This window comes from Streptomyces termitum (genome assembly GCF_014650175.1).
GTDB classification, from domain to species: domain Bacteria; phylum Actinomycetota; class Actinomycetes; order Streptomycetales; family Streptomycetaceae; genus Streptomyces; species Streptomyces termitum.
Genome location: NZ_BMUL01000001.1, coordinates 114,538 through 134,071, shown reverse-complemented (window position 1 = coordinate 134,071; position 19,534 = coordinate 114,538). Strand labels below are relative to the sequence as shown.

18 protein-coding genes and 1 riboswitch are annotated in these 19,534 nt (G+C 72.0%); of the genes, 8 read left to right on the top strand and 10 right to left on the bottom strand.

Annotated elements, in window-relative coordinates:
* Positions 1-139: 139 nt before the first annotated feature.
* The 4 genes from IE219_RS00690 to IE219_RS00675 all read right to left on the bottom strand — a co-directional run bounded on the left by IE219_RS00690 (position 140) and on the right by IE219_RS00675 (position 4,610).
* Positions 140-688 (bottom strand): NUDIX domain-containing protein, encoded by a 549-nt coding sequence (locus IE219_RS00690; RefSeq protein ID WP_189974324.1) that lies wholly within the window; start codon positions 686-688, stop codon positions 140-142.
* Positions 689-766: 78 nt separating this feature from the next.
* Complete coding sequence (locus tag IE219_RS00685; protein ID WP_189974322.1) at positions 767-2,452, bottom strand: hypothetical protein; 1,686 nt, start codon at positions 2,450-2,452, stop codon at positions 767-769.
* Positions 2,449-3,945: an ATP-grasp domain-containing protein gene (locus IE219_RS00680; RefSeq protein ID WP_189974320.1), complete on the bottom strand. Its 1,497-nt coding sequence runs from the start codon at positions 3,943-3,945 to the stop codon at positions 2,449-2,451. Before IE219_RS00680 ends, IE219_RS00685 begins: the two co-directional genes overlap by 4 nt.
* The gene (locus IE219_RS00675; RefSeq protein WP_189974318.1) at positions 3,942-4,610 is read right to left on the bottom strand and encodes a hypothetical protein; all 669 of its coding nucleotides are present in this window, start codon (positions 4,608-4,610) and stop codon (positions 3,942-3,944) included. Before IE219_RS00675 ends, IE219_RS00680 begins: the two co-directional genes overlap by 4 nt.
* 213 nt (positions 4,611-4,823) lie before the next feature.
* Between IE219_RS00675 and IE219_RS00670 the strand changes: the two genes are divergently transcribed.
* Complete coding sequence (locus tag IE219_RS00670) at positions 4,824-6,185, top strand: NsdA family TPR-like regulatory protein (RefSeq protein ID WP_229849519.1); 1,362 nt, start codon at positions 4,824-4,826, stop codon at positions 6,183-6,185.
* Here the strand turns inward: IE219_RS00670 and IE219_RS00665 are convergent.
* Positions 6,173-6,778: a DUF4158 domain-containing protein gene (locus IE219_RS00665; protein ID WP_189974316.1), complete on the bottom strand. Its 606-nt coding sequence runs from the start codon at positions 6,776-6,778 to the stop codon at positions 6,173-6,175. The two genes, IE219_RS00670 and IE219_RS00665, sit on opposite strands and share 13 nt — an antisense overlap.
* Positions 6,779-7,010: 232 nt before the next feature.
* The gene (locus IE219_RS00660; protein WP_189974314.1) at positions 7,011-8,567 is read right to left on the bottom strand and encodes a phosphatidylinositol-specific phospholipase C domain-containing protein; all 1,557 of its coding nucleotides are present in this window, start codon (positions 8,565-8,567) and stop codon (positions 7,011-7,013) included.
* 762 nt (positions 8,568-9,329) lie between these two features.
* Between IE219_RS00660 and IE219_RS00655 the strand changes: the two genes are divergently transcribed.
* Genes IE219_RS00655 through IE219_RS00645 form a run of 3 tightly spaced genes read left to right on the top strand, consistent with a single transcriptional unit; the run spans position 9,330 to position 10,862 of the window.
* Positions 9,330-10,031 (top strand): class I SAM-dependent methyltransferase, encoded by a 702-nt coding sequence (locus IE219_RS00655; RefSeq protein ID WP_189974944.1) that lies wholly within the window; start codon positions 9,330-9,332, stop codon positions 10,029-10,031.
* 55 nt (positions 10,032-10,086) lie between these two features.
* Positions 10,087-10,476: a hypothetical protein gene (locus IE219_RS00650; protein ID WP_189974312.1), complete on the top strand. Its 390-nt coding sequence runs from the start codon at positions 10,087-10,089 to the stop codon at positions 10,474-10,476.
* Between the two features lie 53 nt (positions 10,477-10,529).
* Positions 10,530-10,862 (top strand): deoxyxylulose-5-phosphate synthase, encoded by a 333-nt coding sequence (locus IE219_RS00645; RefSeq protein ID WP_189974310.1) that lies wholly within the window; start codon positions 10,530-10,532, stop codon positions 10,860-10,862.
* 108 nt (positions 10,863-10,970) lie between these two features.
* On the opposite strand, the gene groL is transcribed toward IE219_RS00645, so the two are convergent.
* From groL to thrC, 4 genes are all read right to left on the bottom strand, one after another.
* Positions 10,971-12,593 carry a chaperonin GroEL gene (gene groL, locus IE219_RS00640; RefSeq protein ID WP_189974308.1) on the bottom strand — a complete coding sequence of 541 codons (1,623 nt, stop codon included), beginning with the start codon at positions 12,591-12,593 and terminating at the stop codon, positions 10,971-10,973.
* A 332-nt stretch (positions 12,594-12,925) separates the two neighbouring features.
* On the bottom strand, positions 12,926-13,129 hold the full coding sequence (locus IE219_RS00635; RefSeq protein ID WP_189974306.1) for a cold-shock protein: 204 nt from the start codon (positions 13,127-13,129) through the stop codon (positions 12,926-12,928).
* Positions 13,130-13,553: 424 nt separating this feature from the next.
* Positions 13,554-13,832 (bottom strand): MoaD/ThiS family protein, encoded by a 279-nt coding sequence (locus tag IE219_RS00630; protein WP_189974304.1) that lies wholly within the window; start codon positions 13,830-13,832, stop codon positions 13,554-13,556.
* A 23-nt stretch (positions 13,833-13,855) separates the two neighbouring features.
* A complete protein-coding gene (thrC, locus tag IE219_RS00625) occupies positions 13,856-15,166 on the bottom strand; it encodes a threonine synthase (protein WP_373298736.1) in 1,311 nt (436 codons plus the stop codon).
* 17 nt (positions 15,167-15,183) lie between these two features.
* Positions 15,184-15,347: riboswitch (SAM riboswitch) on the bottom strand.
* A gap of 120 nt (positions 15,348-15,467) precedes the next feature.
* On the opposite strand from thrC, the gene IE219_RS00620 reads away from it, so the two are divergent.
* The 4 genes from IE219_RS00620 (at position 15,468) to IE219_RS00605 (ending at position 19,518) form a co-directional block, all read left to right on the top strand.
* Positions 15,468-16,409: a glucosyl-3-phosphoglycerate synthase gene (locus tag IE219_RS00620; RefSeq protein WP_189974300.1), complete on the top strand. Its 942-nt coding sequence runs from the start codon at positions 15,468-15,470 to the stop codon at positions 16,407-16,409.
* A 281-nt stretch (positions 16,410-16,690) separates the two neighbouring features.
* Positions 16,691-18,082, top strand: coding sequence for an alpha,alpha-trehalose-phosphate synthase (UDP-forming) (locus tag IE219_RS00615; RefSeq protein ID WP_189974298.1), 1,392 nt, complete (start codon positions 16,691-16,693; stop codon positions 18,080-18,082).
* 70 nt (positions 18,083-18,152) lie between these two features.
* A complete protein-coding gene (locus IE219_RS00610) occupies positions 18,153-18,716 on the top strand; it encodes a VOC family protein (RefSeq protein ID WP_189974296.1) in 564 nt (187 codons plus the stop codon).
* Positions 18,709-19,518, top strand: coding sequence for a MerR family transcriptional regulator (locus IE219_RS00605; protein WP_189974294.1), 810 nt, complete (start codon positions 18,709-18,711; stop codon positions 19,516-19,518). Before IE219_RS00610 ends, IE219_RS00605 begins: the two co-directional genes overlap by 8 nt.
* Positions 19,519-19,534 lie beyond the last annotated feature (16 nt).

Sequence of the window (19,534 nt, the reverse complement as noted above, 5' to 3'; positions counted from 1 at the left end):
TTGGGCTTTTGTCCCGGGTTTCGCACCCCACCGTTACCAGCGACGCACGCCGAGATGGGGACAGGCTCTGAGTATTAGCCCGAATTTCTTCCCATTTTTCCTCCGGTGTAAGAAATTACTCATTCCGTGCGACTTCATGTCACACGACCCAGGTGTAGTTCTCGTCGGTAACGGCTTCGAGGGCGGCGTCGGTGACGGCGGCGCGGGGGTCGGCCAGGGCGGCGAGAGCGGGCCCGATGGGCGGGAAGATCGGCAGTTCGGCGGTCTTGCGGTAGTCGATCCACTCGATGACGCCGGTCTCGTGGCTGCCGTCGGGCAGTTCGTCCAGCTCGACCTCGGCGAGGGTGGCGCGGAGTTCGGGGGTGATGTGGAGGCGGTAGATCAGGTGGAGCTTGCGCGGCGGCGGTGTGGGGCCGGGGCGGGTGACGCGCTGGTCGACGACCCACATCAGGTCGCCGCCCTCGGCCTGGTCGACATCGAGGTCGAGCTCCTCGGCGAGCTCGCGGGCGAGCGCTTGGTCGAGGTCTTCACCGTGTTCGACGTTGCCGCCGGGCGGGGTGTAGTGGGTGGAGCCGGCGCGGTCGCGGCGGATCAGGGCGACGTCGTCGCCGCAGAACACCAGGGCCCCGGTCCGGATCTTGATCCGGGAGAACGGGGCCGCGGCGGGGGTTTCGGGTGTGCTGGTCATGGCGGCCAGTATCGCGGCCGCCCCAGCGGCCCGGGCGGGCTCTGCCCCTCTTTCACCCGCCCGCCCGGCGCCGGTCGTTCAGGAAGCGGGCAGGCCCGGCAGCGCGAACGCGGCGCGGCCCTGCGCCATGCTGGTGTGCTCGATGAAGCCGTCCGGCAGGGTCAGCACGTGCCGGCGCAGGCGGCAGCCGGTGGTCCGCATGACCGGGGAGAGGTGGCAGGGATCGAGCTCCTCGACGAGCAGGCTCGGGGCGCTCGTGGTCTGGTTCTTCTTCCCGGCGAGGGCGATGGGCAGACGCCCGGTCGGGGTGAGGGGTAGCGGGGTGATCCGCCAGATCGGGCCCCGGACGGTGGACAGGCTCGCCTGGCCGAAGCCGCGTTCCTCGCGCGGGGTCATCGGCTCGCCGTTGGTGCCGGTCAGCCCGCGGAACAGGTGCTCGGCGCGGCCCTGGTTGACGATCTGGCCGGTGTCGATGGTGAAGGCGCGGGAGAAGAACAGGCGCGGCGGGTAGCCGGCCCGCTCCAGCGCCGCCGCGTACGCGGCGATCTGCGGGTGGACCTGCTCACGCAGGTGGGCGGCCGCCCGGGTGTCGACCGACTCCAGCTCTTCGGCCTGGGCGGCGAGCGCGTCGAGTACGGCGTCGACGTCCGTGCCGGTGGCGTTCTCGAACTCGTCGCGGCGCCCGAGCCCGCGGCCCCGCTTGTGGGCGAGGAGCGTGTTGAGGAAGGGGCGGGTGGCGTCGGTGTAGCCGGAGTTCGGGCGGACGGACGTGGCCGGGTAGAGGTGCAGGGCGGTGAAGGTGCCGTCCGGGTGGAAGTCGGGGTCGGCCGCCCAGTACGGGCCGTCGGCGTTGGAGAAGCGGTGCAGCCGCACCTGGCGGGCCTGGTGCGGGACGTCGAGGGTGTTGTCGAGCGCGGCCCGTACGGTCGCCGCCGTCGGCTCGGCGGTCTCGGAGCGGATGTGCAGGTACGGGGCCCCGGGGTGGGAGTAGACCGGCTGGGTGTGCTCGTCCAGGCGCTCGATCACCGTCTCCCGCAGCTCGCCGGCGCTGCGGTGGCGGGAGATGAGCAGGTGGGGGCCGGTCGCGAGGACGCGGTGGCCGTCGATGTGGGTGTCGGTCAGCTCGCCGATGCCGACGAGCGGGGCGAAGCGGAGCTCGCACGCGGCCGTGGCGGCGCCGTGCCCGAGCGCGTCGAGCAGCGGCCGGTACGTGCGCAGACCCGCGGCGAGATCGTCGACGTACGCCTGGCGGTCGGTGCCGGAGCGGCCGGTGAACCCGAGGGTGTAGGGGGTGATGGAGAACCGCACCCCGTCGAAGGAGCCGGTGTGCTCGGCCACCAGGCGCTCGTGCATCGCCGTCAGGTGGTCGGAGCGGGAGGAGTAGCCGACGGTGGAGACGCGCAGCTTCACGCCCAGGACGTCGCGGGCGAGCTCGGCGTAGCGGTCGAGGTGCGGGTAGGAGCCGATGTCGTTGTCCAGGTAGGGGAAGACCACGCGCGGGCGGTGGATCCGGCCGGAGGCGACGGCCAGGTCCCGCTCGGCGGCGACCTGGCCGAGGCTGGTGAACAGGCCGGTGAGGCCCTCGCGGGTGAGGCCCCAGGTGTCGCGGCCGGCGAACTGGGAGCACATGGCGCACCCGTTGAAGCAGCCGACCTGCGGCGCGATGTACTGGACGCGGGTGAACGCCTCGTCGGGCAGCGTCCGCAGCTGGTCGAGCAGTCCGGGCACCACGGTCGTGGTCGTGGCGGGTGTGGTGGTGGTCATGACGGTGTCACCTCGCGGGAGTCGGATCGGACGGGGGTGAGGTGGGCGGCGAGCGCGTCGAGGACGGCGTCGCCGAAGACGGACAGCTGGTGCGGAGCGGCGAAGGGGGTGCCGGGGCCGGCGGTGAGCGCTTCGGCGGTGCCGAGTTCGGCGCCGGGCAGGCACACCACGTGCTCGGCGGGCAGGTTCGCCAACAGCGCCTCGCCGAGGTCGGCGTTCGCACACGCCGGGTGGGCGCCGGGCCGCACCCAGACGAGGCGGCCGCCCTCCGCTCGGTAGACGCCGGGCCCGCCCAGCCCGCTCACCCGGACCGGCTCGGCCCCGCGGTGGCGGAGCTTGAGGTAGTACGGCCCGGGCCCGCCCCGCGCAGCCGCGTGGAGGGTGGCCTCGTTGAAGCCATCGGGGTCCGGAAGCCAGTCGGGCCGGCCGCCGAGGACCACGGTGAGGTGGGCGGCGAGGAACGGCGGCAGACCGCGCAGCTGCTGGTTGACCGCGGAGACCTCGGTAGTGCCCTGGTTGCGGCAGTTGATCTCGTTGAACATCACCCGGCCCTCGGCCGTCAGCAGCGCGTCGAGCCCGAACAACCCCGCCATCCGGTGCTCGGCCCACAGATGCCGGCCGATCCGGACGGCCGCGTCCACCAGCTCGGCCGACGCCTCCTCGGGCCAGGGGCGCGACCAGTCGTTCCCGGCGCTCTTGCCCGGCCCGATCCCGGCCTCGGCGATCCCGACCGCCTTGTGCGACGGGCGGTCGACGTACAAGGCGACCCCGCCCGAAGCGGTGGGGACGGACAGGACCGTGGTGTTCGACGACCAGCCGGTGATGAACGCGGCGACCTTGTACGGGCCGGACAAGGCCGCCGCGCGCGCCAGGTCGGCGTCGTGGTCGACGAAGACGGTGCCCCGGCCGCCGGAGTCCGCCCCGGCCTGCACGACCAGCCGCGCCGATCCCACCCGCCGTCGCAGCTCGGCGAGCGAGGGCAGCATCCCGTCGATCCGTACGCACGGGATCCTCATCCGCTGCGGCACCCCGGCCGCTTCCAGGAGCGCGTCGAAGGCGGCCTTGTCCTCGATGACGGACCGCAGCCGGCCGTCGATCGCGGCGACCGTGCCACCGGGACCGGCCCAGCGGCGCAGGCGGCCGGTGGCGTACCAGGCGGCGATCACCGGCGGCTTGGGGAGCTCGGCGAGCCACCGGACCGCGTCCGCGTCCACGGCCTCCATCCAGGAGTGCCGCTCGGCGGGCCCGCGGCGCCCCGTACGGTCCTCGGCGGCCAGGACCGTACCGGGTGCGGCCGGCTCCCAGCCGGGGTAGCAGCCGACCGCGAGCGCCGGCCGGGCCTGCCTGATCGGCCCGGGCCCTGCGTACAAGGTGCGCATCGAGGAGCCGAACCGTTCGGCGGACACCAGCGGCCTGCCATCGAGCACGCGGGCCAGAGCGGTCCCGGCCGCCTCGGCGAGGCCGGTGTCGACCGGGCTCATCCAGGCGGTCACGCCGCACGCTCCAGCTCTCTGAGTGCGGACAGCGGGAGTACGGCGGTCGCCCGGGTGCCGAGGAGGGCGTCGGCGATGGCTGTGGCCATCTCCTCGGGGCTGTGGGCGGAGGTGTCGAAGACGAGGAGCTTCCTGTGGCGGCGGCCCATGCCCCGGGTGAGCATCGCGGTGAAGGTGGCGGCGAACTCGCCGTCCTCGACCCCGCGGATGTCCACCGCGTCCGGCGTCTCCCGTACGCCGAGCCGGGCGCGGCGGGCATCGGCGGGGGCGTGGAGGTAGACGGCGACGTCGAACGGGGCGAACACCCGCGGCCAGCGCAGCGCGAGGACGGCCGCCAGGTACGGGCCGCCGGCCATGCCGAAGGCGACGGTGCGGTCCACGTACCCGTCCTGGATCAGGACGGTGCCCGCCGGCTCGGCCCGGCGGGTCCGCACGAGCAGGGAGTCCAGCACGTATCCGGCGGTCAGGTAGGCGGTGGTGACGAGCGTGCTGTCGGGCTGCCGTACGAGCGGCAGCTTCTTCAGCAGCCGGCGCGCGGGGTGGCGGACGGCGAGGAAGCCGCGGTGCTCGACCACGGTGCGGCCGCGGGCTTCGAGTTCGGCCGCGAGGGCGGCGGTGAGGGTGGTCTTGCCGGACAGGTCCAGGCCGTCGATGAGGACACGCATCACGTACCTCCGAGAATCCGGTGGGGTCGCCCGCCCCTCTCTCGCGGCGGGGTCCTGCCACGTTCGGGCCGCACCACCCCGGCCGGGAAGGCGCCGGGTGTTGCCGCGGGTTGCCCCCGGTTGCTCCCCGTTGCCTCACCCCCGACGCGCCCTTCCTCACCGGCGAGGAGAGGCGGAGACTCGGGGGATCTGTTCGGGGGAGGTCAAGCGCCCGTGATCACCGCTACCGCCGTACGGCACACCCATCCGCTGACCACGCTGATGGCCCGGCACGGGCTGACCGCGGCCGCCTACCTCAAGCGGGTGGCCGACCGTCACCAGGCCCTCGGCTTCGGCGCGATGGCCCACCGCAAGGAGAAGGCCACCCGGTGGACGCGCGAGGGCGTCACCCCCGAGCGGACCGCGCTGCTGGCCATCGCCAGCCTCCACGGCATCGACTTCGCCGACGTCGACCGCTACGGCTGGCCCGGCTTCCTCCTGCTCGCCCTCGATGACGACAAGGCCGTTCTGGAGTCGCCGTGGACGGTGGCGGGTACGGTCACATCACTGACGGACGTGGGAGGTCCCGTGGACCGGCGCGGCTTTCTGATCGCTTCCACCAGCACGCTGGCCGCTGCCGTCGCGCAGTGGATCACCGCCGAACCAGCCCTCGCCGTCACCGGCCCGGGCCGCCAGGTCGGCGCCGAGGCCGTCGGCCTGTTCGACACCCGCCTCGACGCCTTGCGCCACCTCGACGACACCGTCGGCGCCGACGAGGTCTACGACGCCGCCGTCCTGGAGATCCGCCTCATCACCGGCCTCCTCAAGAACGCCTCCTACACCGAGACCACCGGCCGGCGCCTGTTCGCCGCCGGGGCGGAAGCCTCCCGGCTCGCCGGATGGTGCGCCTACGACGCCGGCCGGCACGCTGCCGCCGAACGCCACTTCATCGCCTCCCTGCGCGCCTCCGCCTCCGCGAAGGACCCCACCCTCGGCGCGGTCACCCTCGCCTTCTGGGCCAACCTCCGCTACAACGCCAACGACCCGCACGGAGCCCTCCACCTCATCGACGGCGCGCTCGCCGACCGGCACAAGATCGCCTCCCCCAGAGTGATGGCCATGCTCCACGCCCGAGCCGCCCGCGCCCACTCCAAGGCCGGACAGCCCACCCCGGCCTGGCGGCAGGTCGACGCCGCCTTCGACGCCTACAGCCGCGCCGACGTACCCGAGGCGGACCTCGCGTCGATGTACTGGATCAACCACGGCGAACTCCACCAGGTCGCCGCCAGCTCCGCCCTCACCCTGGGCGAGCACCACCGCGCCCTGGAGAACTTCGACGCAGCCCGCACCCACGAAGACCCGTACGACACCGAACGCGAGACGCGCGGCACCCTCATCTACCAGGCCCGCCAGGCCGAAGCCCACCTCGCCCTCGGCGACATCGACGCCGCCCTCGACATCGGCCACCAGGTCATCGACGCCATGGGCGGAGTCGGCTCCGCCCGCACCACCAGCACCCTCGCTGACCTCCGCGGCCAGTTCACCGACCACCGGCACATCCGCGGTGTGGCCGACTTCCTCGACTACACAGCCTGAGGGCCCAACGGCGCCCGGGCAAAGCCATCACGCCCCGGCGTCCTCGGCAACCAGGTCGTCCAGCCGGGAACGGGTCGCCGCCGACAGCCGGTCCACGGTAGCCGTGCAGAACCGCTCCTCGAAGGCGGTGACCGCCGACCCGACCAGGCGGGCGATGCGCCCCGGCGTCGGCGGCTCCATCCGATCCCCCGGCAGCGCACGACCACGGCCTCCGCCAGCCGGTCCCGGTTCAGCTCCACTCCGCACAGCTCCGCCGCCAGCCACTCGGCGAGCTGGACCTGGTCCTCCACGGTGCACTCCCGGAACCCGAACGCGCCCCGGATCTCCACCCGGTGCCGCTTGATCGCCCGGCCCTGCCAGTCGTACCCGGCCCACTCCTCGGCCGGCACCTTCACCTGCTGGGCCACGTACGACACCGCAGGCGCCGGGATCTCCCCGGGATCCTCTGGGAACCGGGCCTCCACCTCGAAGAACTTCAGCAACAACGCGAACCCCAGCCGGTTCGCCCCCGACTTGTTCCGCAGCCGCTCCTGGTCCTCCTCCAGCAGCGTCCAGACCTCGATCAGGTCCTCCGGCTCCCACTCCTGCCGCACCCCGCGCTCCCTCCGGTCGTCGTGACCGGACCAACCTCGCGGAACCGCTCCCTCAACAACCCCAGAAGATTGAAAACACGGACAAACACACCCCTGCTTTGCTACAGAGAGCTACTTGTCACTTCGCGGCAGCTTCGGGAGGACAGGGCCGTCTCGTACGCCGCCGTCTGAGCGGAACGACAGCACGCAGGGCCCGTCCCCCGAGTGGGGGCGGGCCCTGCGCGGGGTGGGTCTACTTGGGGCAGACGTCCTGGGTCACCTTGCCACCGGCGACGGTGGCGGTGGCCGGGTCGATGGCCAGGCACTGGCCCGTCCACTGGTTGATGAAGGCGTAGGCCGTCCGGGAGGTCCCCACGAACCCGACCTCCATGGGAATCACGTTCCACATCTGGTTGCCCGAGAACCAGCGGGTCTCACAGCCCCACCAGTACAGCTGCGTACCGGCCGGCGGCGGAGTGCCGTTGTTGTAGGGGACGGTCAGGCAACTGCCGTTGCTGGACTTGATCCAGTAGTAGCCCTTGGCGTCGAAGCTCGTGGGCTGCGCGACCCCCCACTGGTGGCTGACCGGCGGCGTCGGCTGGCACGCGCGCTGGGTGACCAGACCACCGGTCTTGGAGCTGTCGAACTCGGGACCGCGCACCATGCACCGGTTGTACTTGCTGTTCACATAGGTCTTGTTGTCGTTGACCAGCCAGATGGCCGGGTGACTGCCCTTGATCATGTTGCCGACGTTGCGGGCGATGATGTTCTCCAGCAGGGCCCAGCCGGGGAAGTCCATCATGACGATGCCGATGCGGCCGTTGCCGCCGCCGTCGTTGAGGTAGCGCATCAGCCGGGAGTTGACGCCCTCGGTCCAGACGTACTCCCGGCCCATCCACCTCCCGAACCCGGCCGCGAACTCCTCGGGGTAGTAGGTGGGGACGGTGGAGGCGGAGGAGTAGGTCACGTACATCGCGGACGCGCTGCCCTTGACCGCCCTCTCCAGGTTCGCCCTGACGTAGTCGAACTTCTCCTCGGGGCCGGGTGCCTTCCAGTGGTCCTCGGTGTTGCTGTTGAAGCCGGAGGTCCCGTACGAGTAGCCGACGCTGTCGAAGGCGCCCAGCACGATCTTGCCCCGGGCCTGGGAGAGGGTGGGCACGGCGCCCGTGCTGTTCCGCTCGATCGACGGCTTGTAGAAGAGGCCGTCGTACTTCTTCGCGTACAGGTCGAAGATCGTCGCGATCCGTTCCGACGACACGTTGGACGGATCGTTCTTGCAGTCGGCGATCCCGCCGCCCGACTGGGGGCACTCGGCCTTCAGGCGCATGACGATGGTCTCGTCCTTGTGCGCGGTGAGGAACGCCTTCGCCTTGCTCAGGACGTCGTCGAAGTTGGCCTGCTGGTAGTACGCGGCGTGGTGGACGGTGAAGTACTGGTTCTCGGTGACGCGCACCCGGATGTCGATGGCACGGATGCCCCGGTCGAGCTGGACCGACAGGGTCTGGGCGCTGTCGCCGTGGTCGGCCTGCGTCTCCACGAACTGGCCGCCGTGGATGGCCAGCGTGTCATGGGTGCCGGGCATGGAGACCGACGCCAGGGAGGTGGTGCCGGCGAGGCTCCTCATCCAGTCCGCGCGGGACGTCGACCCCATGTTGTAGAAGGCGTCGGAGCTGGTCGAACCCGCCGCCTGCGCGGGAGCCGCGGCGAAGAGCAGGGACCCCGCGGCGGCACAGGCCGTCAGCAGGCGGGCCAGCGGGCGGAGCGGGCCCCGGGGTCTGACCCGGGGACCGTACAGAGAGGTGGGGGACATGGGACTCCTGTGTCCTGGACCGGAAGGAAGAGGGGTGGGCGGTCGCCACCCGGAACCGGCCCGCGCCGCCGAACCGACGGCGGTCGCGGTGCGGGCCGGCCCCGGACCGGAGGAACGCCCCCGGACGCCGACGGCTCGCCGACGACGAGCCGGGGGCGGTACGAGGAGCGCGTGCGCGCGGGAAACCCGCGACGCGGTGGTCCGTGGGCCGGGATTCGCCACCAGTCCACCACCGGCACGGGGCCGCCACCAGGAAGTCGTACCGGCAGAAGTAAGTTCCGCACGGCCGCGTCGCGGTTCCGCGCCTCTGTTCCGCGCCTCTGTTCCGCGTTCCGGCCTCGCGCCTCGGTCTCGCGTCCCGGTTCCGCGCCCTGGTTCCGCGCCTCGGACGGCCGGGTGCGGGGCCGCCGTGGGACCGGCCGCCGGGCGCCCGTGACGCCTCCGGACGGGCCCGGGAAACCCACCCGGGCCCGGAGCCCCGAGGGCCCTTCCCGGGCCGGGAAGGGGCCCTGGGAGCCGTCTCCCGGCCCGCCGGGGCCGGGCCCACCAGACCCCCTCCAGGGGCCCCGCCGCTCCCCGTACAACCCCTCCCCCTCACCCCTCAACACCCGCTCTGACCTGGGTATTTGATGGTCACAGAGATAAAATGGGGACACACTTCGAGGGGAGAACCGCGTGACGGAAACGGTGGCGGAAACCGTGGTGGAAGCCGTGGGGACGGCGGGCGCCGAGGGGCGGACCGTGCGGACGGTCGAGGACGTCATGGCGATGCTGGACGGACTGTTCGCGCCCGGCGCCGACCGGTGGTCCGGCGGCGGGGCCGACTGGTGGGACACGTTCTACGCCGACCGGGAACGGGCCGTACCGTTCTTCGTGGCGAAGCCCGACGAAAGCCTCGTCTCGTACGTCGAACGGGGCCTCGTGCCGCGCACCGGGCGGGCCCTCGACCTCGGCTGCGGGCCCGGCCGCAACACCCTGCACCTCGCCTCCCTCGGCTACCAGGCGGACGGCGTCGACCTCTCCGCCACCGCCGTCCGCTGGGCCCAGGAACGGGCCCGGGAGACCGGCGCCGAGGGCGTGCGCTTCCTGCGCGGCGACGCCTTCGCGGAAGGCACCCTGGAGGGGCCGTACGACCTCGTCCACGACTCCGGCTGCTTCCACCACCTGCCGCCCCACCGGCGCGTCGGCTACCTCGCCCTCCTCGACCGCGTCCTCGCCCCCGGCGGCCACTTCACCCTGACCGCCTTCGCCGCCGGAGAGGGCGGCATGGGCTCCGAACGGCCCGACGCCGACTTCTACCGGCTGGGCGGCCTGGAAGGCGGCCTCGCCTACACGGACACCGCCCTGCGCACCGTCTTCGGCGACCTGACCCCCCTGGAGATCCGCCGCATGCACGACGAACCCGAAACCTCCGCCCACTTCGGCAAGCCCTTCCTCTGGACCGCCCTCTTCCGCAAGCCGTGAACCGGCGTACACTCCCTCTTGAACGCGTTCAAACGCGAAGATCCGGGGGGTCGGCATGGCCGGTGCGGAGGAATCCCAGGGCGCGCCCGCGCGACAGCGGGCCTGGCTCATGGGCGCGGTGGCGGCGGCCGGAGGGGCAACGCTCCTCGGGATGCTGACAGGTCCGCTCTTCGGCGGGTTCTTCCTGCTCACCGGGGTCCCCGCCGCCACTCCCCTGCTACTGCTCTGGCACGCGCGGGGGTGCGCCCGGCTCTGCCTCGTCATCGGCACCGCCCTGCTGATCTGGGGAGTGGTCGCCTTCCAGATCCTCATGTTCCTGTTCCTCCCCGCGGCCCTGCTGTTCCTGACCGCCGCCTTCGTCCAGCCCGGCAGCCGCCCGGGGGCGGTGTGGACGGTCGTCACGCCCCTCGCGGTCACGGCGGTGTTCGCGTGGGCGCTCCTCTGAGGGCGGCCGTAAACCGGTGGGACGGGGGCGGGGACCGTCCCTAGGGTGGGGGGATGTTCGGACACTCCAGGACCTCCTACGTCTGCCTGCCGTGCCGGGGGGCGTACAAGCAGGGATACGGCGACGGTGTGCGGAACTGTCCGCGGTGCGGGGAGGCGATGATCCACGTCGGGTCCGCCTTCCAGCCGCCGAAGCGGCGCGACGCCGAGGGCTGGCGGGTGCTGTCCGTGGTGCTCCACGCCGGGCTGCGCTTCCACAAGCGGGGGTGCTGCGGCGACGGCTCCGGCTACCGGCCCCGCACCCTCTCCGAGGTGAAGGCCCGCACGGCCCTGGCCCGGCGCACCGGCGAACCCTTCGCCGAGGCCCTCGCCCGGCCCGTGGTCTGAGCGCCCGGCCGGACGGGGAACGGGAAAGCGCCGAGGGCGGCACCCCCGGTTGGGGAGTGCCGCCCTCGGCGTGTTCGCGTTCAGCGATGAACCACCGATCCCGGAGGATCAGAAGTCCATGTCACCGCCCGGCATGCCGCCGCCGGCCGGGGCAGCGGCCTTCTCCGGCTTGTCGGCGATGACGGCCTCGGTGGTGAGGAACAGCGCGGCGATCGACGCGGCGTTCTGCAGCGCGGAGCGCGTCACCTTGGCCGGGTCGATGATGCCCTCGGCGACCAGGTCGACGTACTCGCCGGTCGCGGCGTTCAGACCGTGACCCGGGGTCAGGTTGCGCACCTTCTCGACCACGACGCCGCCCTCGAGACCGGCGTTGACCGCGATCTGCTTGATCGGGGCCTCCAGCGCCAGCCTGACGATCGCGGCACCGGTGGCCTCGTCGCCGTCCAGCTCCAGCTTCTCGAAGACGCTGGACGCCTGGAGCAGGGCCACGCCACCGCCGGCGACGATGCCCTCCTCGACGGCCGCCTTCGCGTTGCGCACGGCGTCCTCGATGCGGTGCTTGCGCTCCTTGAGCTCGACCTCGGTCGCGGCACCGGCCTTGATGACCGCCACGCCGCCCGCGAGCTTCGCCAGGCGCTCCTGGAGCTTCTCGCGGTCGTAGTCGGAGTCGCTGTTCTCGATCTCGGCGCGGATCTGGTTCACGCGGCCCGCGACCTGCTCGCTGTCACCGGCACCGTCGACGATGGTGGTCTCGTCCTTGGTGATGACGACCTTGCGGGCGCGGCCCAGCAGGTCGAGACCGGCCGACTCCAGCTTGAGGCCGACCTCCTCGGAGATGACCGTGCCGCCGGTGAGGATGGCGATGTCCTGGAGCATGGCCTTGCGGCGGTCGCCGAAGCCCGGGGCCTTGACCGCGACGGAGCGGAAGGTGCCGCGGATCTTGTTGACGACCAGCGTCGACAGGGCCTCGCCCTCGACGTCCTCGGCGATGATCAGCAGCGGCTTGCCCGACTGCATGACCTTCTCCAGGAGCGGAAGGAGGTCCTTCACCGAGGAGATCTTGGAGTTGACGATGAGGATGTAGGGGTCCTCGAGGGCGGCCTCCATGCGCTCCATGTCGGTCGCGAAGTACGCCGAGATGTAGCCCTTGTCGAAGCGCATGCCCTCGGTGAGCTCCAGCTCCAGACCGAAGGTCTGGGACTCCTCGACCGTGATGACGCCTTCCTTGCCGACCTTGTCCATGGCCTCGGCGATGAGCTCGCCGATCTGGGTGTCGGCGGCGGAGATGGAGGCGGTGGAGGCGATCTGCTCCTTGGTCTCGACCTCCTTGGCCTGGTCGAGCAGGGCGCCGGAGACGGCCTCGACGGCCTTCTCGATGCCGCGCTTGAGGGCCATCGGGTTGGCACCGGCGGCCACGTTGCGCAGGCCCTCGCGGACCAGGGCCTGGGCCAGCACGGTGGCGGTGGTCGTACCGTCGCCCGCGACGTCGTCCGTCTTCTTGGCGACTTCCTTGACCAGCTCGGCGCCGATCTTCTCGTACGGGTCCTCGAGCTCGATCTCCTTGGCGATGGACACACCATCGTTGGTGATCGTGGGGGCGCCCCACTTCTTCTCGAGGACGACGTTGCGACCCTTGGGGCCGAGGGTGACCTTGACGGCGTCAGCGAGCTGGTTCATGCCGCGCTCGAGACCGCGCCGGGCCTCCTCGTCGAACGCGATGATCTTGGCCATGTGAAGTGGTCCTCCCGGACATGGGGTGGATAACGCTCCAGGACCGCGCCGACGCCCGCGACGGACGGCCTCCGCGTCTTCCGTGTGGTTCCTTGCCCCACTCGGCCGGCGGCCTCGTCTGCCCGATCCTCGTAGCACTCTCACCTTCCGAGTGCTAACGCCAATGATTAGCACTCGACCCATGCGAGTGCAAGCGACTCTCGTGGATCGGGCACCCCCGGCCACCGGCGGGAGGGGAACCGCAGAACGTCACGGGAACGCGTGAGGGGCCCGCATCCCTGAGGATGCGGGCCCCTCGACGGCGTTGGCGTCGGTGGCCGATCGCGTCGCGCTCAGACGGTCACCTTGACCATGTCCGCCTGCGGACCCTTCTGACCCTGCGAGATCTCGAACTCGACTCGCTGGCCCTCTTCGAGGGCGCGGTACCCATCCATCTGAATGGCGCTGTAGTGGACGAAAACATCCGCGCCACCGTCGACCGCGATGAAGCCGTAGCCCTTCTCCGCGTTGAACCACTTGACGGTGCCCTGAGCCATGCCTAACTCCCCTATTACTTACTGGCCCTTGAGCGGATCCGCACTTCACGGACCCGGGTCAGAACCTGCGCCGGAACGCGTCGACCGCGGCTGAATGTATCTGTCCAACTGCCCTCTGCAACAGGGCAATCCGCGGAGAAATCCGTGCGGTACGGAAAGGGGAATCGGGGATAAAACCTTGAAATGCGGGGCAAGTCGGGCCGGGCGAAACGAACATGTGGTGCAGATCGCGCGCGCTTTTCGGCCGCTGGTTGTCTCGTTCTCGACAGGAACGGACGCTTTCCCTTATGCCTCCGGCAAGAGCGGCGGAGGGGGCTTCCCCAACTCTACCGCGCTCAACCATACAGAATTGCCCCCTCCGCTTCTTCTCGCGGAAGGGGCAATTCAGTACCAGCGGGTAATGCCGGGCGGGGCCCGGCGCGGCTCAGCAGCCGCCGGCGACCGCCGGGATGATCGAGACGCCCGCGCCGTCCGGCGTGGCCGTCTCCAGGCCCTGCTCGAAGCGGACGTCGTCGTCGTTCACGTACACGTTCACGAAGCGGCGCAGCTTGCCCTGGTCGTCCAGGACGCGGGCGGCGATGCCCGTGTGGTTCTTCTCCAGGTCGGCGATGACCTCGGCGAGGGTGGCGCCCTCGGCGGGGACCTCGGCCCGCCCGCCGGTGTAGGTGCGGAGGATGGTGGGGATGCGGACGTTCACGGCCATGGCTGTCTTCGTACCTCTCGGATTCAGTGGGCCAGGCCCGCGTCGCGGAACGCGTCCAGGCTCGGGCGGATGGTGGCGGTCGCACCCGAGGTGTCGGCCACCGCGTCCAGGGTCTTGAGGCCGTCGCCCGTGTTGAGGACCACGGTCGTCAGCGACGGGTCGATGAGGCCGTTCTCCACCAGCTTGCGCGTCACGCCGACGGTCACGCCGCCCGCCGTCTCCGCGAAGATGCCCTCGGTCGTGGCGAGCAGCTTGATGGCGTCCACCACCTGCTCGTCGTTCACGTCCTCCACCGCGCCGCCGGTGCGGCGGGCGATGTCGAGCACGTACGGGCCGTCCGCCGGGTTGCCGATCGCCAGCGACTTGGCGATCGTGTTCGGCTTCTGCGGGCGGACCACGTCGTGACCCGCCTTGAAGGCGGCCGACACCGGGGAGCAGCCCTCGGCCTGCGCGCCGAAGATCTTGTACGGCTTGTCCTCGACCAGACCGAGCTTGATCAGCTCCTGGAGGCCCTTGTCGATCTTGGTGAGCTGGGAGCCGGAGGCGATCGGGATGACGAGCTGGTCCGGGATGACCCAGCCGAGCTGCTCGCAGATCTCGTACGCCAGCGTCTTCGAGCCCTCGCCGTAGTACGGCCGCAGGTTCACGTTGACGAAGCCCCAGCCCTCGCCGAGCGGGTCGCCGATCAGCTCCGAGCAGAAACGGTTCACGTCGTCGTAGTTGCCCTCGATGGCGACCAGGTCGCCGCCGTAGACACCGGCCATGACGACCTTGCCCTGCTCCAGGTCGTGCGGGATGAAGACGCAGGACCGGAAGCCGGCGCGGGCGGCGGCGGCGCCGACCGCGCCCGCCAGGTTGCCCGTCGAGGAGCAGGACAGGGTGGTGAAGCCGAAGGCGCGGGCGGCCTCGATGGCCTGGGCGACGACGCGGTCCTTGAAGGAGTGCGTCGGGTTGCCCGAGTCGTCCTTCACGAACAGCTTGCCGGGCTCGACGCCGATCTCGCGGGCCAGGTTGTCGGCCTGGACCAGCTTGGTCCAGCCGGGGTTCAGGTTCGGCTTGTCGGCCACGTCGGCCGGGACCGGCAGCAGCGGGGCGTACCGCCAGATGTTGGCCGGACCGGCCTCGATCCTCTTCCGCAGCGCCTCGGGGTCGCCGAGCGGCAGGTCGTAGGCGACTTCGAGGGGGCCGAAGCAGAGCTCGCAGGCGAAGATCGGGCCGAGGGCGAAGACCTCTCCGCACTCACGACAGGAGAGGCCGGAGGCGGGACCGAGGTCGACGGGGGAAGCGGAGTCGGAAGCGTCGGAAGCGACGGGTGCGACAGTCTGAACAGCCATGGAGGCGAGGCCCTTTCTCCTCATCTTCCTCACGGCGCATTTCGCCATGAGACGGATTTGGCACCTTCCCTAGCCGGGGACCTCGCGGCACCGCACGTGACGACGTGCGCGCGGACGAGAACCGACTGGCGGGTTGCCGGGGCTTCAACGGGCCGTATCCCTCTGCCCCTCTGGATGAGCGGTATTCGATTGTGAGACGCGGGTGGCACCCCGAGATGTATCGGGCGTCCGCGTTGTTCAAGACTGTAACCGAAGGCTTCGATGGTGGAGACGGTCGTCCGATCCGCGAGATGGAGATCACGTGCTGGAAGAAGTGGAGCGCTGGCTGGCCCGGCGGTCCTGGTCGCTGTCCGACCGGCCGCTGGAACAGGTCCTCGCCGCCAAGCGCGGAACGACCGTCAGCGTGGTCCTGCCCGCGCTGAACGAGGAGGCCACCGTCGGCGCCATCGTGACCGCGATCCGGCGCGACCTGATGACCGGACCCGTCCCCCTGGTGGACGAACTCGTGGTCGTCGACTCCGGCTCCACCGACCGGACCGCCGAGGTCGCGGCGGCGGCCGGCGCCCGGGTGGTCGCCCGGGACGACGTACTGCCCCGGATACCGGCCCTCCCCGGCAAGGGCGAGGTCCTGTGGCGGTCGCTCATGGTGACGAGCGGGGAGATCGTCTGCTTCGTCGACGCCGACCTCAGGGACTTCTCCACCGACTTCGTGACCGGCATCGTCGGCCCCCTCCTCACCGACCCCGACGTCGCCCTCGTGAAGGCGATGTACGACCGGCCCCTCAACGACGCCCCGGACCAGGGCGGCCGCGTCACCGAACTCGTGGCCCGCCCGCTGCTCAACCTGCACTGGCCCGCGCTCGCCGGATTCGTCCAGCCGCTCGGCGGGGAGTACGCCGCCCGCCGCTCCCTCCTCGAACGCCTCCCCTTCCCCGTCGGTTACGGAGTGGAGCTGGGGCTCCTGGTCGACGCGCTGCACACCGTGGGCCTGGACGCGCTCGCCCAGGTCGACGTCGGCGTCCGCAAACACCGCCACCAGGACGGCCGGGCCCTCGGCCGGATGGCGGCGGCCATCTACCGGACCGCCCAGCTGCGGCTCTCCCGGGGGCACCTCGTCCGGCCCCGGCTCACCCAGTTCGAGCGGGGCGAGAAGGGCTTCGAGCCGAGGACGTACGCGGTGGACACGGAGGAGCGGCCGCCGATGGCCGAGATCGCCGAGTACGCCCGGCGCCGGGTGGCGTGAGACGGACGGGGCGGGTCGGGCGTTCCGGGAAGGGGCGGGCGGGGAGGGAAGGCGGGCGGGGAGGGGCGCGGGCGGGGCGGTCGCGCCGTGTGACCTTCGGGGCGGGGCGGTGTCCGGACGCCCCGTGATTCCTGTCACACCGCGTCGCGTCCCGTCACCGGACGTGACCCCCGGCGACCTGCCGTGACCGGGCCGGGACCCGCCGGAGCCGTACGGCCCCCGGTTCCAGCCCGACCGTATCCGTACGTTTGAGCGTTTACCGGACGGGCTAGGTTCGCCCCATGGTTTCTGTGCTCGTTGCATCGAACCGGGGCCCGGTCTCGTACACGCTCGGTGACGACGGCGCGCTCTCCGCCCGGCGCGGCGGCGGCGGCCTCGTCTCCGGGCTGAGCGCCGTGGACTCCGAGGACAGCCTGTGGGTCTGCGCCGCGCTCGGCGACGGCGACCGGGAGGCCGTCCGGCGCGGCATAGCCGAACCCGGGGTGCGGATGCTCGACATCGACCCCGAGGTGTACGCGGACGCGTACAACGGCATCGCGAACTCGGTGCTGTGGTTCCTCCACCACCACCTCTACGCGATCCCCCGCGAACCCGTCTTCGACGCCGCCTTCCGCCGCCGCTGGGAGTCCTACCGCGCCTACAACCGCGCCTTCGCCGAGGCGCTCGCCGCCGAAGCCGCCGACGGGGCCGCCGTCCTCGTGCAGGACTACCACCTCGCCCTGGTCCCCGGCATGCTCCGCGAGCTGCGGCCCGACCTCAGGATCGGCCACTTCACCCACACCCCGTGGGTCTCCGCCGACTACCTGCGGATGGCGCCCGACGACGTCGTCGACGAACTCCTGCGCGGCATGCTCGGCGCCGACCAGCTCGGCTTCCACACCGAGGAGTGGGCCGAGCACTTCCTCGACTGCTGCGAGGACCGGGACCTGCCGCAGCGGCGCACCCGGGTCCGGGTCTGGGCCCTCGGCGTCGACGCCGACGAACTGCGGGCGCTCGCCCACCGGCCCCCGGTCGACGACCGGCTCGCCCGGCTCCGCGACGAGATCGGCGAGACCGCCGCCACCGGCGAGCGGCGCAGGAGCATCGTCCGCGTCGACCGCACCGAGCTCTCCAAGAACATCCTGCGCGGCCTGCTCGCCTACCGGGAACTGCTCGACACCCGCCCCGAATGGCGCGACCGGGTCGTCCACCTCGCCTCCGCCTACCCCTCCCGCCAGGACCTGGAGTCCTACCGGGCGTACACCGCCTCCGTGATCGAGCTCGCCGGGGAGATCAACGAGGCGTACGGCACCCCGGACTGGCAGCCCGTGCTGGTCTCCGTCGAGGACGACTTCGTCCGCTCCCTGGCCGCCTACCGACTCGCCGACGTGGCCCTGGTCAACCCCGTCCGGGACGGCATGAACCTGGTCGCCAAGGAGATCCCCGTCGTCTCCGAGGAGGGCTGCGCGCTGGTCCTCTCCACCGGCGCGGGCGCCCACCACGAACTCGGCGCCGACGCGCTCACCGTCGACCCCTTCGACGTCAGCCGCACCGCCGAGGCCCTGCACGAGGCCCTGTCCATGCCCGCGCCGGAGCGGGCCGAGCGGACCAAGCGGCTCGCCGCCGCCGCCACCGCGCTGCCCCCGCAGCAGTGGTTCCTCGACCAGCTGGAGGCCCTCAGAGGCCCCGCCTGACCCCGGCGGCGGGAGCGGCGGCGGGGCCGGGCTTGACCCTCACGCGGCGTGAGGGACCACGGTGGCACCCATGAGCGACCACTACGACGCCTTCGAGATGAGCCCCGTCCCCGCCCCCGGCCCGGACGCCGTCCCGCCGGAGCCCTGCCACGGCATCTACGGCATGCCCGCCTTCGTCAGCATCCCCACCGCCGACCTCGCCGCGTCGGTGGACTTCTGGACCCGGGGCCTCGGCTTCTTCACCCTCTTCGAGATCCCCGGCACCCTCGTCCACCTGCGACGCTGGGCCTTCCAGGACGTCCTGCTCGTCGCGGCGCCGAGCGTCCCCGCCGAGCCGCCCGCGATGAGCTTCAGCTTCTCCGGCGTCCTCGCCCAGGCCGAGGAGATCGCCGCCGCCTGCCGCGCCCTGCGGCCCGGCGCGGTCGACGGCCCCCGCGACACCCCGTGGAACACCCGCGACGTGGAGGTGATCACCCCCGAGAACGCCCGGATCGTCTTCACCGCGGCGAAGCCCCACGTCCCCGGCAGCCAGGAGGCGAAGAACCTCGCGGACATCGGCATCACCCCGCCCGAGTCCGCCCCCGGCCCCGCGGCCGGGCCCCGCCGCGACCGCCACAATGGGGCCCATGCCTGATGCCACCGGTGCCGGAGCCGACGGCCTGACCGTCGGCCAGGTCGCGGCCCGCCTCGGCGTGACCGTCCGCGCGCTGCACCACTGGGACGAGATCGGCCTGGCCCGGCCGTCGCTGCGCACGGCGGCCGGATACCGGCTCTACACCCCCGCCGACCTGGAACGCCTCCACCGCATCGTCGTCTACCGCGAACTCGGCCTCGGCCTCGGCCGGATCCGCGCCGTCCTGGACGACTCCGCCGCCGACGTGCCCGCCGCGCTGCGCGCCCAGCGCGCCCGGATCGCCGAGCGGATCGCGCGGCTGCGGGAACTCGACGCCGGGCTCGAACGGATGATCGGCGCCCATGAGCGCGGCCCGCTGCTCACCCCCGCGCAGCAGGCCGAGGTCTTCGGCCCCGGCTGGGACCCCGAGGGGCCCGCGCTCGCCCGGGAGAAGTACGGGGACACCGACCAGTGGCGGCAGTACGCCGAGCGGGCCGCCGGGCGCGGACCGGAGGAGTGGCGGGCCGTCACCGGGGCCGTGGCCGACTTCGAGCGCGAGCTCGCGGCGGCGATGGACGCGGGCGCCGTCCCCGGCGGCCCTGGGGCGAACCGGCTGGCCGCCCGGCACCGCGAGGTCTTCGCCGCGTACTTCCCCCTCACCCGCGAGATGCAGGTCTGCCTGGGCCGCACCTACGAGGCCGACCCCGGCTTCGCCGCGCACTACGACGCGATCCGGCCCGGCCTCGCCGGATGGTTCCGCCGCGTGATCGACGCGGAGGCGCGCGCCCACGGCGTGGACCCGGACACCGCCACCTGGCGCTGACCGGCCCGGCCCACGG